This is a genomic window from Vagococcus sp. 211 (assembly GCF_056322705.1).
On the sequence record NZ_CM150475.1, the window covers coordinates 1512945 to 1527801 of the forward strand.

Annotated in this window: 11 protein-coding genes; 1 reads left to right on the forward strand and 10 read right to left on the reverse strand. The window is 37.2% G+C overall.

The features are described from left to right. Nucleotides 1-159 precede the first annotated feature (159 nt). From ACVWM0_RS07365 to mgtA, 6 genes are all read right to left on the reverse strand, one after another. Nucleotides 160-1935, reverse strand: a complete 1776-nt coding sequence (locus ACVWM0_RS07365) for a DNA-binding protein (protein ID WP_476471995.1) — start codon at nucleotides 1933-1935, stop codon at nucleotides 160-162. A 116-nt stretch (nucleotides 1936-2051) separates the two neighbouring features. Continuing rightward, nucleotides 2052-3458 (reverse strand): dihydrolipoyl dehydrogenase, encoded by a 1407-nt coding sequence (lpdA, locus tag ACVWM0_RS07370; RefSeq protein ID WP_476471996.1) that lies wholly within the window; start codon nucleotides 3456-3458, stop codon nucleotides 2052-2054. A gap of 12 nt (nucleotides 3459-3470) precedes the next feature. Then, the gene (locus ACVWM0_RS07375; RefSeq protein WP_476471997.1) at nucleotides 3471-5060 is read right to left on the reverse strand and encodes a dihydrolipoyllysine-residue acetyltransferase; all 1590 of its coding nucleotides are present in this window, start codon (nucleotides 5058-5060) and stop codon (nucleotides 3471-3473) included. A 37-nt stretch (nucleotides 5061-5097) separates the two neighbouring features. Then, the gene (locus tag ACVWM0_RS07380) at nucleotides 5098-6075 is read right to left on the reverse strand and encodes an alpha-ketoacid dehydrogenase subunit beta (RefSeq protein WP_476471998.1); all 978 of its coding nucleotides are present in this window, start codon (nucleotides 6073-6075) and stop codon (nucleotides 5098-5100) included. 3 nt (nucleotides 6076-6078) lie between these two features. Beyond that, complete coding sequence (gene pdhA / locus ACVWM0_RS07385; protein WP_476471999.1) at nucleotides 6079-7188, reverse strand: pyruvate dehydrogenase (acetyl-transferring) E1 component subunit alpha; 1110 nt, start codon at nucleotides 7186-7188, stop codon at nucleotides 6079-6081. 473 nt (nucleotides 7189-7661) lie between these two features. Beyond that, a complete protein-coding gene (gene mgtA, locus ACVWM0_RS07390) occupies nucleotides 7662-10268 on the reverse strand; it encodes a magnesium-translocating P-type ATPase (protein WP_476472000.1) in 2607 nt (868 codons plus the stop codon). 321 nt (nucleotides 10269-10589) lie between these two features. Here mgtA and ACVWM0_RS07395 point away from each other — a divergent pair, with 321 nt between their 5' ends. Next, entirely contained in the window at nucleotides 10590-11147 is a 558-nt protein-coding gene (locus ACVWM0_RS07395) for a bifunctional hydroxymethylpyrimidine kinase/phosphomethylpyrimidine kinase (RefSeq protein ID WP_476472001.1), read from the forward strand. A 13-nt stretch (nucleotides 11148-11160) separates the two neighbouring features. Here the strand turns inward: ACVWM0_RS07395 and ACVWM0_RS07400 are convergent, their stop codons facing one another. From ACVWM0_RS07400 to ACVWM0_RS07415, 4 genes are read right to left on the reverse strand one after another with little or no spacing between them, the layout of a single operon-like run. Continuing rightward, nucleotides 11161-11823 carry an MIP/aquaporin family protein gene (locus ACVWM0_RS07400; protein WP_476472002.1) on the reverse strand — a complete coding sequence of 221 codons (663 nt, stop codon included), beginning with the start codon at nucleotides 11821-11823 and terminating at the stop codon, nucleotides 11161-11163. A 19-nt stretch (nucleotides 11824-11842) separates the two neighbouring features. Further along, entirely contained in the window at nucleotides 11843-12706 is an 864-nt protein-coding gene (locus ACVWM0_RS07405) for a YtnP family quorum-quenching lactonase (RefSeq protein WP_476472003.1), read from the reverse strand. Nucleotides 12707-12732: 26 nt separating this feature from the next. Then, nucleotides 12733-14019, reverse strand: coding sequence for an acetyl-CoA hydrolase/transferase family protein (locus ACVWM0_RS07410; RefSeq protein ID WP_476472004.1), 1287 nt, complete (start codon nucleotides 14017-14019; stop codon nucleotides 12733-12735). A 38-nt stretch (nucleotides 14020-14057) separates the two neighbouring features. Beyond that, nucleotides 14058-14843: an enoyl-CoA hydratase-related protein gene (locus ACVWM0_RS07415; RefSeq protein ID WP_476472005.1), complete on the reverse strand. Its 786-nt coding sequence runs from the start codon at nucleotides 14841-14843 to the stop codon at nucleotides 14058-14060. Between the last annotated feature and the right edge of the window lie 14 nt (nucleotides 14844-14857).

Below are 14857 nucleotides of genomic sequence, written 5' to 3' on the forward strand. Positions count from 1 at the left end.
AGAGCCCCTCATCCTGAATTAACAAGATAAGGAGCTTTGTTTATTTCATCATGCATTCCCTAGATTCCTCTAGGGTGCCCAAAAAATATAATACAGGTTCTGGTACTACCCTGTCAATGACTTTTAAAAAAATCACGTTTTATTCATAATTCCTTCAAATTATTTTTTAGGTGTTACTTGTTGAATCTCAATATCATCAATGGTTGAAATAAGAGAATCTTCATTAATGTTTGCTTTAAAAGACACTTGATCCCCTTCTTTTAAGAACATGCTATACACATTATTTGTTGTACTAATTGTGTAAACACGTGGATCATTCACTAATAAAAAGGAGATAGTTTCTGTTCCATCTATCACGACATGATTCACACGGTTCACACGACCTGTTATCTCCGTTAACTCCGTTGCTTCAGTGTTTTTATTGTTACTTCCCTTAAGACTAAGTTTCATTTTATAGGCTTGAAGTGTTTTCTCTGCGTCCGTTCCATCTACTAATACATCACTGTCAGTAGCTGATATGTACACATAGCCTTTAAAGATACCGTTTGTATCTAGTAAGGAAATAATCCAAGTTGGTACGCCTTCAATATTATAAAGAATAGGCATTTTAGCGTCCCATTTTTTCTCAGGATAGATTTTCTCGGCAATCGCAATAGCGCCGTCGCTGTCCATCATCCCTTTTTTATCTCGGTAAAATTCCATCACACCTGTTCTAGCATTGATTAAACTGTAGCCTAACGCACTGTCTTGCTTAGCATCATCACTTGTAAAATCGGTGAAATACAACAATGAACCTTCTTTAGACATCAAGGGTGTTACTGCACCAGAAGCATAGATACCATTAGTTGTTGGTTGCTTCACATCGTCTTTAGAAAACAAGCTATTTAACCACCCCTTGCCGTATTTACCATAATAACGGTTCATACTGCTGGCAACAGAACTTGTTAAAGGAGCGTCAATTTCTTGTGGGACATCTTTTAGATCATAGATTTTAGATTCTCCGCTAATACTATTAAGAACAGCCACTTTGAATGTGTCGTAGCGTTTTTTACCACTTAAACCATACTCTTTATACAATGTTTGAACATAATAAGGTGTGCCGTCTTCTCCTATTTCTAAGTTAACAGCTCCTGTTCTAGCTAAAGAGAAGGATTTACTATAAATGTTACGTTCGGCATCTTGCCAGAAGTAACCACTAGGCACATATTTCATTGGCTGTTCGACAAATTCAGGCTGAGCATTAATATCTGTGGCACTAATCTTAAAATAACCAGGAACCTCTTTAAATCGGTTCCATTTCCATAAACTTCGGTATTCAAGCGCTGATACATAAACATACTCTCCATCAATTACCTGTGCTGTAGTCGTTCCTAATCTATAGGCACTATAATTTGGGACACTGCTCATCATTTTTTGCATCTTATTTTTGGCACTTTTTGTTGACATCGCTATTGATGTTTCTTTCGTCGACTTTAATTCCTCAGTCTGTTCAACCTTCTCAACTGGAATGGTTTTATAAATATCATCAATGCTAAAAATTCGAATAACAGGCGTTACAATGAAATAACACATCAATAACAAAACACTTAACCCTAATCCTTTTTTCATGATCGGTAATGCTTTGTAATGATCCCCTATTTGTCGCTCATTCTTATCTTTGATTACTCTCTTTTGGTGTTGCATAGTTAATACAAGCATCAATAACATACCAATCAATAGGGACACCAGATTATATTTAATCAAACCACTCGTTGATTGTGTAGGTAAAAAGAAATACGTCATACAAAATGCCACAACAGCGTAGATAATGGCTACTATCAATGAATGAACGCCTAATTTTTTCTTCCCTTTACCAAAATACAAGCCCATCATAAGCGCTGCAATAAAACCAACACTAAATTTTAATGTTACTAACCAAAAATTCAATCCTAACATTTAATCCCCCCAATTCTTTTCTCTCTTATATTATAACAGTTGTCATCTTGTTTTATATCCGTCTTAAGCATGAAAAAACCCCTTATTCTTAGATAAGAATAAGGGGTTTAATAAGATTACATATGAATTGGCATACCTAATGCTAATTCAGCAGCATCCATTGTTACTTCTGCTAATGATGGATGAGAATGAATCGTTAAAGCGATGTCTTCTGCATTCATACCAGCTTCGATAGCTAAGCCTAGTTCAGCGATAATATCACTTGCACTCACACCAGCTACTTGAGCTCCAACTAAAACATTACCTTCTTTAGTTGTTACTAAACGGACAAAACCATCCATTTTATCTAATGAGATTGCACGACCATTACCAGCTAAACTAAATTTAGATGCTTTAACATCTAATCCAGCTTCTTTAGCTTCTTTTTCAGTCATACCAACTGTTGCTAATTCTGGATCTGTGAAGGCTACTGCTGGCATACCAACATAGTCAACTTCTACAGCTTTACCTGAAATAGCTTCAGCAGCGATTTTAGCTTCGTAACTTGCTTTATGAGCTAATGCAGCACCAGGAACGATGTCTCCAATTGCCCAGATAGATGAAACGTTTGTGCGGCCTTGTTTGTCAACTTTAACTAAACCACGGTCAGTCATTTCGATTCCAGCAATTTCTAAACCTAAATCATCAGTGTTTGGACGACGGCCAACTGTTACCATTACGTAATCAGCTTCAACTGTCTCTTCTTTACCATTCACTTCGTATTTAACGGTTACGCTATCACCATTGTCAACGGCTTCTTTAGCCATTGCTTTAGTGACAACTGTAATGCCTTTGTTTTTGAAGTCTTTCTCTACAAGTTTAACCATGTCTTTTTCAAACGTTGGTAAAATTTGAGGAGATCCTTCTAAGATTGTTACTTCAGCGCCTAAGTTAGCGTAAGCTCCACCTAATTCAGCACCAATAACTCCACCACCAACGATGACAAGTTTTTTAGGTACTTCTGTTAAGTTAAGTCCACCAGTTGAGTCAATGACTCTTCCGCCAAATTTAAATCCTTTGATTTCAATTGGACGAGAACCAGTTGCTAAAATAGCATTGTTAAATGAGTAAGTTTGAGCACTTTCATCATTAATAACACGTAAAGTATGTTCGTCAACGAAGAATGCTTCTCCGCGAATGATTTCTACTTTATTTTTTTTCAATAACATTTCAACACCTGAAGTAAGTTTGTTAACTACTCCATTGTTTTTCCACTCTTGTGTTTTAGAGAAGTCTAATGTTACGTTATCCACAGAAACACCAAATTTATCAGCAGTTTTTGCTTCATGGTATCTATGACCTGCGTTAATCAAGGCTTTAGATGGGATACAACCTACGTTAAGACATACCCCACCGATAAATTCACGCTCGATAATCGCAACTTTTTGACCCATTTGAGCAGCTCTAATAGCTGCTACATAACCGCCAGGTCCTGCTCCGATAACTACTGTATCTAATTCTACTGCGAAATCTCCTACTACCATGCGTGATTCACCTTATCCTTCCATTAATAATAATTCTGGATTTGCTAATAAGCGTTTAATGTTGTTCATTGCTTTTTGAGCAGTTGCTCCATCAACAATACGGTGGTCAAAGCTTAATGATAATTTCATTACGCGACCTACAACTAATTCGCCTTCTTCGTTAACTACTGGTTGTTGAGTAATAGTACCCACACCTAAGATAGCAACTTCTGGGTAATTAATGACTGGAGTGAACCAGCCACCACCAACAGAACCAATGTTACTGATTGTTACAGTACCACCACGCATGTCAGCTGCAGTTAATTTACCTTCGATAGCAAGAGCTGCTTTTTCGTTGATTTCATCAGCGATATCAAACATGCTCTTAGTATTAGCATTTTTAACATTTGGTACATATAAGCCGTGATCTGTATCAGTAGCAATACCAATGTTGTAGTAATTTTTGTAAACAACTTCATCCGTTGAATCATCAATTGATGCGTTTAAGATTGGGAATTTTTTCATAGTCGCTGTTAGAGCTTTAACAGTGTATGGTAAGAATGTTAATTTAGTGTTGCGATCTGCAGCCACTGATTTAAATTTCTTACGGTGATCCCACATTGCTGACACTTCAACTTCGTCATGTAAAGTAACATGAGGAGCTGTATGTTTACTGTTAACCATTGCTTTAGCAATTGCTTTACGAGTAGGTGTCATTTTTTCTCTTACTTCTTCAGCTGGCGTGCCAACAAATGCTGCTGGAGCTGCTTTTGCTGCTGCTTTTGGAGCGTCTGCTTTTACTTCCACAGCTACTGCTGTTTCAGTTGCTACAGGTGCTGCTGAGCCATTGAAGTTATCAATATCAGATTTAACCACACGTCCACCTTTACCAGTTGGTGTTACTGCAGTAATATCAACACCTTTTTCACGAGCGTATTGACGTACTGATGGCATAGCTAAAACGCGTTTGCTTGGGTTACCAGTTGCTGCCGCTGCTGTTGCTTGTGCAGGTGCTGCTACTTCTTGTGCTGCCGCTGCTGGAGCTGATGCAGGTGCAGAGTTATGACCAGGAGCGTCGATTTCGATTAATACGTCACCAACGTTTGCTACTGTTCCTTCTGCTACAACTACTTTAACCACTTTACCAGTTACTGGAGATGGAATCTCTTCAACTGATTTGTCGTTTTGTACTTCTAATAATGTATCGTCTTCGTTGATTGTATCGCCTTCAGCTACAAACCATTTTACGATTTCGCCTTCTGCAATACCTTCACCGATATCTGGTAATTTAAATTGGAAAACGCCGCCAGCTGCTGCTACAGGTGCTTCAGCTACAGGAGCTTCAACTGCTGCTTCAACAACAACTTCTTCTTCGTCTTCATGACCAGGAGCGTCGATTTCGATTAATACGTCACCAACGTTTGCTACTGTTCCTTCTGCTACAAGAACTTTAAGAACTTTACCAGTTACTGGAGATGGGATCTCTTCAACTGATTTGTCATTTTGTACTTCTAATAATGTATCATCTTCATTAATTGTATCGCCTTCAGCTACAAACCATTTTACGATTTCGCCTTCTGCAATACCTTCACCAATATCTGGTAATTTAAATTTAAAAGCCATATTTGATTACTCTCCTTTATATCTGTTCAGCATTTAATTAAAATTCGTAAACTTCTTTAACTTTCGCTTCAATATCAGATGCGTTTGGTAACCAAGCAGTTTCGGCTTGACCAAAAGGATAAATTGTATCAGGTGCAGATACACGTCCAACTGGAGCTTCTAATGAAAGAACAGCTCTTTCTGAAATTTCAGATACAACTTGAGCAGCAACACCTGCTTGTCTTTGTGCTTCTTGAACAACAACAACGCGACCTGTTTTTTCAACAGAAGCGATGATTGTTTCAACATCTAATGGTGCTACTGTTCTTAAATCGATGATTTCTACTGAAATGCCTTCTTTTTCTAAGTTTTCAGCAGCTTTGATTGATTCACGAACCATAGCTCCGTAAGTAATGATAGAAACGTCTTTACCTTCACGTGTTACAGCAGCTTTATCTAAAGGAACTGTATAAGATTCTTCTGGAACCTCTTCACGGAATGAACGGTATAATTTCATGTGCTCTAAGAATACAACTGGGTCATTGTCTCTGATTGCAGAGATTAATAAACCTTTAGCGTCGTAAGGGTTACTTGGGATTACCACACGGATACCAGGTGATTGAGCAATCAATCCTTCTAAGTTATCAGCATGTAATTCTGGTGTATGAACACCACCACCAAATGGGGCACGGATAACAACTGGCATAGTACGAGTTCCACTCATACGGTAGCGAGTACGAGCCATTTGAGCAACGATTTCATCCATAACTTCAAATACGAAACCAAAGAATTGGATTTCTGCTACTGGACGGAAATCTTCTAAAGCAAGACCGAATGCTAATCCACCGATAGCTGATTCAGCTAATGGTGTATCAAAAACGCGATCAACGCCAAATTTTTCTTGTAACCCTTCAGTTGCACGGAATACTCCTCCGTTTTTACCAGCATCTTCACCGAATACGAGAACGTCTGGATTTGCTTCTAATTCTAAAGCAAGAGCATCAGTAATTGCTTGGATCATTGTTTTTTGTGCCATGATTTATTTCGACTCCTTTGCTTCGTAAGTTTCAATTTGTTCTTTTACAGATTGTGGTGATACTTCAAACATATTTTTTAAGAAATCTGATACTTTTTGTTTTGGTTCTGCGTCAGCTTCTTTGATTGCTTGTTTGATTTCTTCTTTAGCTGCTTCAATAACAGCTTCTTCTTTTTCTTCAGTCCATAACCCTTTTTCAGTTAAGTAAATACGGAAACGAGTTAATGGGTCTTTACCATGCCATTCATCTTCTGTTTCTTTTGAACGGTATCTTGTTGGATCATCACCAGATAATGTATGTGGTCCGTAACGGAATGTTAATGTTTCAATTAAAACAGGTCCATTTCCATTTGCTGCCCATTCACGAGCTGCTTGTGTTACTTTATATACTGCTAATGCATCCATTCCATCAACTTGGATACTTGGTAATCCAGCTGCAATCCCTTTTTGAGCTAATGTTTTAGCTGCAGATTGTAATTCACGTGGTGTTGAAATAGCATAGCCATTGTTTTGGATGAAGAATACTGCGTTTGCTTTGTAAGCTCCTGCAAAGTTAATTCCTTCATAGAAGTCCCCTTGTGAAGAACCGCCATCACCAGTGTATGTAAATGCTACATTTGGTTTGTTACGTTTTTTAAGTCCTAAAGCAACGCCTGCTGCTTGAACGTATTGTGCACCGATAATAATTTGAGGTGGTAATGCTTTTAATTCTGTTGGGAATTCACTACCTGCTGCATGTCCTCTTGACCATAAGAAAGCTTCTTTTAATGGTAATCCGTGTTGGATTAATTGAGGTACATCACGATAACCTGGTAATAAAACATCTTCTTTAGTCATTGCAAAGTGACTTGCTAATTGACTTGCTTCTTGACCTGCTGTAGGAGCGTAAAATCCTAGACGTCCTTGACGGTTAAGTGCAGTTGAACGTTGATCTAATACACGTGACCATACCATTCTAGACATTAATTCTACCAATTCATCATCAGATAAATCAGGTACCATCTCTTCATTTACTATTTTTCCGCTCTCATCCAGTACTTGAACTGTTGGAAAATCAGCATTGATATCATTTAACAAAGCTTCAAAGTCAAGTGGGTTTACTTTTTTCGCCATATTGTCACACAATCCTCTCTTTAACAATTAATCATATTGTTCTCAAACAGAAAGAAAAACTGTATTACTTTTCTCTCGTTTCGACATCTATAAGTTACCACGCTTAAGGAGCTATTGCAAGTAATTGACTCGCATTTTTTTTAATTTTAAAGCCGTATAACCACTGTCTTATCACATAGTGAAATACATCACTACACAGACTCACTTTTCTCTATATTTTTTTTAATTCACGTTAAAGAGATACAAATCTGTTATAACACATTTAGACCTCTGTTATATATCAATTTTCAGAAATGCGCTAAAAAGCGTTTGACTCAATGATTTTATCCCTTGTTTTAGTTAATTAAACTGTATTATTATAAAAAAGGGGTAAAAAAAACACATAAAAGTCTCCGAAAAAGACAATCATGTGTTTTTGTTTTTTTTCTTTGTCAAAAAAATGAACAAAAGATAGTGAATTAAATCACTTTATTTTAAATCCAATCGTTGAATTTTTTGATGTACATCTTCTTAACAAATTGAATCAGCACCATATATAAGACAATGATACCAACTAACCATCCCCAATAATTTGCAGGGAGCGGTGCAAAGTCAATAGCTGTTCTTAACGGCTCGACGAAGATAATCAGTAATCCCGTTAAGACAGAAAGCAAACTCATAACCATCATAGAATTACTAGCTCGACTTTGAATGAATGGTATTTTTTCTGTTCTAATCATGTGCACAACTAAGGTTTGACTAATTAATCCTACTAAAAACCACCCTGACTGGAACACCGCTTGATCTGCTACTGTGTTAGCCCCAATCACAAACCACATCACGCCAAAGGTCACAATATCAAAAATACTACTAATCGGTCCGATAAACAGAGTAAACTTCAATAGATTCTTTGTAGTAAATTTGACTGGTTTTAAAATTTGTTCCTCATCTACATTGTCCCAAGGCATAGCCAATTGAGAAATATCATAAATCAAATTTTGAACCAAGAGCTGAATAGAAATCATTGGCAAGAAGGGTAAGAACGCACTGGCAACTAATACAGAAAAGACATTACCAAAGTTAGAACTAATGGTAATCATGATATATTTCATCATATTCTTAAAGACTTTACGCCCTTCTATTACCCCATCTTCTAATACTGTTAAACTTTTTTCTAATAAAATAATGGAACTTGCCTCTTTTGTAATATCTGCAGCCGTATCTACCGAAATTCCCACATCAGCGGTTCTTAGTGCGGGAGCGTCATTGATGCCGTCTCCCATAAACCCTACGGAATGTCCTGCTTCTTGTAATGTCTTAATGATACGGGATTTTTGCATTGGGTTTAATTTAGCGAATAGATTGGTTTCATGGACAGCTCGTTTAAATTCTTCTTCCGTCATGGCATCTAATTCTGAACCTATGTATGCTTTATCCACAGCAATACCTACATCTCCACACACTTTACGAGAGACAATTTCATTGTCCCCTGTTAAAACTTTGACTGTCACACCATGTTGTTGTAAAGATGAAATAGCCGTGATAGCTGATTGCTTCGCTGGATCTAAAAAGCCAACAAATCCTGCAAGAATCATATCTTGTTCATCTGAAACAGAATATATAGGAGAATCGTGTACGTCTCTTTTGTAGGCCACCGTAATCACACGCATGCCATTTTCATTCATGCGACGATTGACATCGTTCATTTGAGCTAATAGTTCTTCAGTTAATGGTAGGACCTCTCCATCAATTTCTACATGAGAACACACCTCAGCCATTTCTTCAACGGCCCCTTTGGTAATCATAATTTGATGCCCGTCTCGCTTCAACGCAACGGTTAAACGTCGTCTTGAAAAATCAAACGGTATTTCATCAATTTTTTCTAAGGATTCTAAACTAATCTTATTTTCTGTTGTTTCATAGTGATTAATAATCGCATGATCCATTAGATTTTTCCAACCAGTTTGATAATTAGAATTTAAAAAGGCTAGATCTAGTACATTATCATCGTCATCTCCCATTGGACTCACGTGCTCAACTAAAACAACTCGGTCTTCTGTTATCGTACCTGTTTTATCTGTACACAAAATATCCATTGACCCTAAATTTTGAATAGCATTCAATTCTTTTACAATCACTTTTTTCTTAGCTAATGTTTGGGAGCCCTTAGCTAAATTACTTGTCACAATCATTGGTAACATTTCAGGTGTTAATCCTACTGCTACAGCAATAGCAAAGAAGAACGCCTGTGTCCAATCTCCCTTAGATATGCCATTGATAAGGAAGACCACCGGGAAAAGGATTGATACCATTCTAAGTAACAGTTTACTAATCCGGTTCAAATCTTGGTCAAAGCTAGTTAAGGCCCTTGTTGTACTGGCGTGTTTAGCAATATCACCAAAAAATGTCTGCTGACCAGTTTTCAAGATGATTGCTTCACCTTGACCACTTAATACGTCAGTTCCCATAAATATCAAATTATTTAAATCAATCGCAGATAAGTCATCCGTTAAATCTTGTTTGATTTTGTCCGCCTCTAATTTCTCGACAGGCATGGATTCACCCGTTAATGAAGACTGATTAACAAACAAATCTTTCGTCCATATCAAAATGCTATCTGCTGGTATCATGTCTCCTGCGGATAAATAAACAATATCTCCTGGAACAACGTCTTCCATCGGTCTCTCTTTGGTTACGTTGTCTCGTTTTACTGCACAGGTATGTTTTACCAAGTTTTGTAATGCCAATGACGCTTTTTGTGCTTTGAAATCTTGAACAAATCGGATAGTCGCACTCACAAGAATCATTATTCCCATCACAAACACGGCTTCATAATCTCTCGTTAAAGCCGAAACAACTAATAACGCAATCAAAACATAAATAAATGGATCCATGAACGATTCAATAAATACTCTGTACCAAGCCTTTGGTTTTTGTATATCTACCTTATTCTCTCCAAATTCTTCTAACCGTTTTTCTGCGTCTTCCTGCGTCAAACCATTAGGTGATGTTCTAAATTCCATCATCAATTCTCGATCGGATAATCTAGCAAGTTTTTTCAAGTCTCCGCTCTTGCCACTCGCTTGCTCTTCTTTAGCCATACACAAAACCCCCATTTATTTGATATCTAAATAAAAAACACTCTCACCAAGGAAAGTGCTAAAACATCTATACTGTGTCATAACCTCTCTCTTGATGTGGAAGAATACACATAACTAGTTATAAAATAAAACTTAATTATTAAATGACGGAAATAATTATTATTTTATCCTTTAATTACGCCTTTTATCACACAGAGATTTCTTATTTGTCTCTCTTTTACCTTACCTTTTTTACCTCATAGTGTCAAACTTAGCTCATAACTTCTAGAGGTTATTTCTTTTTATTTGAGCTATAATATAAGTATTAAGGAGGAACACGTTATGACACCAACATCACTTACAATATCAGACTCATCCAACATCGGATGCCAGTTAGACATACAATGCTTCCAAAGGCATACTAGTTTTGGGTTTACCTGTTTTACAGCAGTCCAACAGCACTCTTCTAAAGGGGCTTATTTACTTACTCCGGTTAGTATAGAAGAACAAATTAAAACGGTCTTGATTGGTGGACCTGTAAAAAGTACTAAAATAGGAAGAATCTATACGCCAGATCAACTCAACCTCGTGACTGACTATCTTTTAACTGGGGAGTTAGGCACTATCGTAGTAGATTTGCCTTTATTATCTGAACACATCTCTTCCGCTGAACGTAAGAAATTTTTGAGCAACATTGACTCATTACCCGTTATTCTGTGCGGAGGAGCCCTTAATGAATCCGGTTCTGATTTCCCTAAAATAACAGCCCATTATTTTAAAGAAGTGACCCAGCCAGAAAAGTCTAGCCCTCTCTCTGCAGCTATAACAGCTCTTTCTTCTAAGGGGATTAAAGATACTTTGCTAATTGAGACAATAAAAAAAGCATCGCCATTTAACTAGGCGATGCTTTTTACTAATTTTCTTCTGTGTTAAGTAACGCTTTAGCAACCACTGCTGCTAAAATACCACCAACAAGAGGTGCTGCAATGTATAACCATAATTGAGACATAGCGTCGCCACCAACAAATAATGCTGGAGCAATACTTCTCACTGGGTTAACAGACATACCTGTTAAAGGCACTCCGATAAAGTGTAACATTGTTAATGTTAAACCAATAGCTAAACCATTGTAAGTTGTTCCTTTGTCTTTGCTTGTTACTGTCATAATAACAAACACTAAGATAAATGTTAGAACCATCTCTACAATGAAAGCTCCCATTGTTGAAATATCACCATATGTTGTTTGAGCTAAGTTATCTGTTCCTAAGCTTGTCATGCTTAAAATTAAGCGTAATAAGCTTGTTCCTAGAAGTGCTCCGATTAATTGACCAACAAAGTATACGCCAAACTCTTTAGCTGACATGCGTTTGTTAACCAAGAAACCTAATGTTACAGCAGGGTTTAAATGAGCCCCTGAAATATTTCCAATTGTGTTGGCTGCTACCATGATAGCTAAACCAAATCCTAAACCAATACCAAGTGTTCCAACTACTTCTCCACTTAATACTGCGGTACCTGTCCCGATGAATACTAGGAAAAATGTACCAATTACTTCTGCTAAACCTTTTCTTAACATCTAAATCCTCCTAAAAATTTTAATCAATAAATCTTTCACGACTACGCTCAAGACTATCAATCATGTCTTTACCATTTTGACTCCATTGTATCATACGATAAAATGCGTCATGATAAAAGATAAATCTGTATTTGTTGGTATAAGCCTCTTTTAATAAACGCTCTTTATTGGCAATTGATGTCATTGGATAATCATCATAAGCTAGTACCCATAAAGGATTTTGGTGGGCATGTGTTGGCATTAAATCCGCCATATGAATAATTGTTTCACCCTCTTGTTCTAACGTGATAACAGCCATCCCATTACTATGACCACCCGTATGCGTCATCTTAATACCTGGTGCAACCTCAATAGACGCACCATAGGTTTGGACTTGTTCTGCAATCGGCTCCCAGTTGTATGCCCAGTAAGTCGCTTGAGAACGAATGTTTGGATGCATCATTTCATCCCATTCAATTTCTTGAACGTAAATAGTGGCATTCGGAAAAACAGATACGTACTCACCTTGTTCATTTGGAGTTGTTAAACCTGTTGCATGATCAAAATGCATGTGGGTCATTAATACGCCATCGATATCACCTGTGGTTAAACCTAATTCAGCCAAACTTTCATTGATCTCGGATTCACGGTAAACACCAAAGATTTTCTTTTGTTTCTCAGATAATTTATTGTTTCCCATTCCAGCATCAATAATATAGTTTTTACCTAAATATTGAATTAAAATTGGATCTGTTGGTAATTCAATTTGGTTTCTTTCGTTAAAAGGGTATTTCTTTGTCCACACTGGTTTTGGGACAACGCCAAACATCGCGCCACCATCCAAAGCCGTTGTACCTCCTTCTAACCACGTCAATGTCATATCATGAAAAGATAATGTATCCATTTTTCTGCCTCCTATTAGTTGAGTGTTTACATGTAATGCATTTCTTTCGCTTTCGCTATTAACTCATCTCTAAATTTAGGGTGAGCAATATTAATCAAACGTTCTGTACGTTCAAATACAGTCGAACCTTTCAGTACCGCACTACCATATTCTGTTACTACTGTATCAATATCATTTTTAGACGTTGATACAGGAGATCCTTCAAATAAAGTCGGAACAATCGTTGAAATTTCACCTTTTTTAGCTGTTGAATAAAGACAAATGATACCTGTGCCATTTTCAGTTAAACGGACACCCTTCATAAAATCAGCTTGTCCACCTGTTGAAGAATAATAGAAGCCTTTTACTCGTTCTGAGTTACATTGACCTAAAAAGTCTACTTCAACCGTTGAGTTAATCGCCACTAGGTTCTTTAATTGACTCACTACATCAAAGTTATTAGTGTAATCACATGGTAGCATTAAGATGTCTGGATTGTTATCCATAAAATCATATAAGCGTTTACTTCCAATCGCAAATGTTGCAACTGATTTACCATTATCTACTTCTTTTTGTGAGTTGTCAATCACGCCTTTTTCAGCTAAATCAACTAATTTTTCTGGTAGCATTTCTGTATGTAGGCCTAAGTGTTTTTTATCGACTAAGTACTCCATAACTGCATTAGGCATAGCTCCAAAACCAATTTGTAGTGTGTCGCCATCTTTCACTTTGGCAGCAATTTCTTTACCAATGGCTAAATCATTATCGTTCAATGTTGGGCTACCTAATTCAGGCAAGTCCACATCATTCTCAATCAAAGCAGCAACTTGGCTAATATGAATCGTGTTTTTGTCACCAAACGTTCTTGGCATGTTTTTATTTACTTCAAGAACAATTGTTTTGGCTTCAGCAATCATTGAAGCAACGTAAGACGGGCTGGTTCCTAATGAAAAGTTCCCATCCTCATCCATTGGAGAAACAGTGGCCATAATCACTGCATGATCTCCTTCACGCTGTTTTAAAATTGATGGAATATCTGAGAAGTGATTAGGTAGTAAGTCAACCATTCCAGCATTCATCGCTTTACGATCCATTCCTGATAAGAAAATAGAGATTTGTTGTAATTTTGCTTTCTCTACATCCACAATCGGGAAACTTGGTAACATACGGTATAATCTATTATTTTCAAGAGTATCTAACTCTCTCATTGCGTCCAATAACGCTGGTGGTTCACCAGGCATGATTGGAAAAATGATACCATCTCCTGGTTGGATAACAGATACTGCCTCTTTGGCACTTACTAATTTGTCTTGATACATTGTTTGATAGTTCATGTCAAACTCTCCTTATATAGTCAGAATATTCAAAATTTTCAGTTTTTTGTAAAAGTAGGTTTACGTTTATTAACAAAAGCATCCATGCCTTCTTTTTGATCCTCTGTTGAGAAAAGAGAGCCGAAGACTTCCGCTTCAAGTCTTAATCCATTATCTAGGCTCATTTCTAACCCACGATCAATGACTTCTTTACTTAAAGATACCGCTAATGCTGCATTTTTTTGCATCATGCCTGCCATTTTAGTTGCTGCCGCTTCTAACTCATCAAGAGCAACTACTTGGTTAACAAGTCCAATACGTAATCCTTCTTCAGCATTAATCACTTTACCTGTAAAGATAAGTTCTTTAGCGATACCAGAACCAACTAAACGAGCCAGTCTTTGTGTGCCACCAAAACCAGGAATAATACCTAATCCGACTTCTGGTTGACCAAATTTAGCATTTTCTGCTGCAATACGAATGTCACATGATAAAGCCAATTCACAACCGCCACCTAAAGCGAAGCCGTTCACACAGGCAATGGTTGGGACAGATAGTGTTGCTAATTTGGCAAACACATGATTACCATAATTTGAAAACTCACGGCCTTCAAAAACATTCTTATCTTTCATTTCAGAGATATCAGCTCCAGCTACAAAGGCTTTTTCACCTGAACCTGTTACTAACAATACATCAATAGATGCATCGCTTTTCACATCATCTAAAGCACTATCCAACTCTTTTAATACGTCTGTACTTAATGCATTTAGCATTTTTGGACGTTCGATGGTTAATGTTCCTAAACCATCTTTAACAGTCAAACTTAAATATTGGTATTTTCCCACGATGATCTGCTCCT

What these genes read in the sequence shown, in the direction of transcription:
- ACVWM0_RS07410 (WP_476472004.1), bottom strand. Translation starts at nt 14,019, where the DNA reads ATGAACTATCAAACAATGTATCAAGACAAATTAGTAAGTGCCAAAGAG.
- ACVWM0_RS07405 (WP_476472003.1), bottom strand. Translation starts at nt 12,706, where the DNA reads ATGGATACATTATCTTTTCATGATATGACATTGACGTGGTTAGAAGGA.
- lpdA (WP_476471996.1), bottom strand. Translation starts at nt 3,458, where the DNA reads ATGGTAGTAGGAGATTTCGCAGTAGAATTAGATACAGTAGTTATCGGA.
- ACVWM0_RS07375 (WP_476471997.1), bottom strand. Translation starts at nt 5,060, where the DNA reads ATGGCTTTTAAATTTAAATTACCAGATATTGGTGAAGGTATTGCAGAA.
- ACVWM0_RS07400 (WP_476472002.1), bottom strand. Translation starts at nt 11,823, where the DNA reads ATGTTAAGAAAAGGTTTAGCAGAAGTAATTGGTACATTTTTCCTAGTA.
- ACVWM0_RS07380 (WP_476471998.1), bottom strand. Translation starts at nt 6,075, where the DNA reads ATGGCACAAAAAACAATGATCCAAGCAATTACTGATGCTCTTGCTTTA.
- pdhA (WP_476471999.1), bottom strand. Translation starts at nt 7,188, where the DNA reads ATGGCGAAAAAAGTAAACCCACTTGACTTTGAAGCTTTGTTAAATGAT.
- ACVWM0_RS07365 (WP_476471995.1), bottom strand. Translation starts at nt 1,935, where the DNA reads ATGTTAGGATTGAATTTTTGGTTAGTAACATTAAAATTTAGTGTTGGT.
- ACVWM0_RS07395 (WP_476472001.1), top strand. Translation starts at nt 10,590, where the DNA reads ATGACACCAACATCACTTACAATATCAGACTCATCCAACATCGGATGC.
- mgtA (WP_476472000.1), bottom strand. Translation starts at nt 10,268, where the DNA reads ATGGCTAAAGAAGAGCAAGCGAGTGGCAAGAGCGGAGACTTGAAAAAA.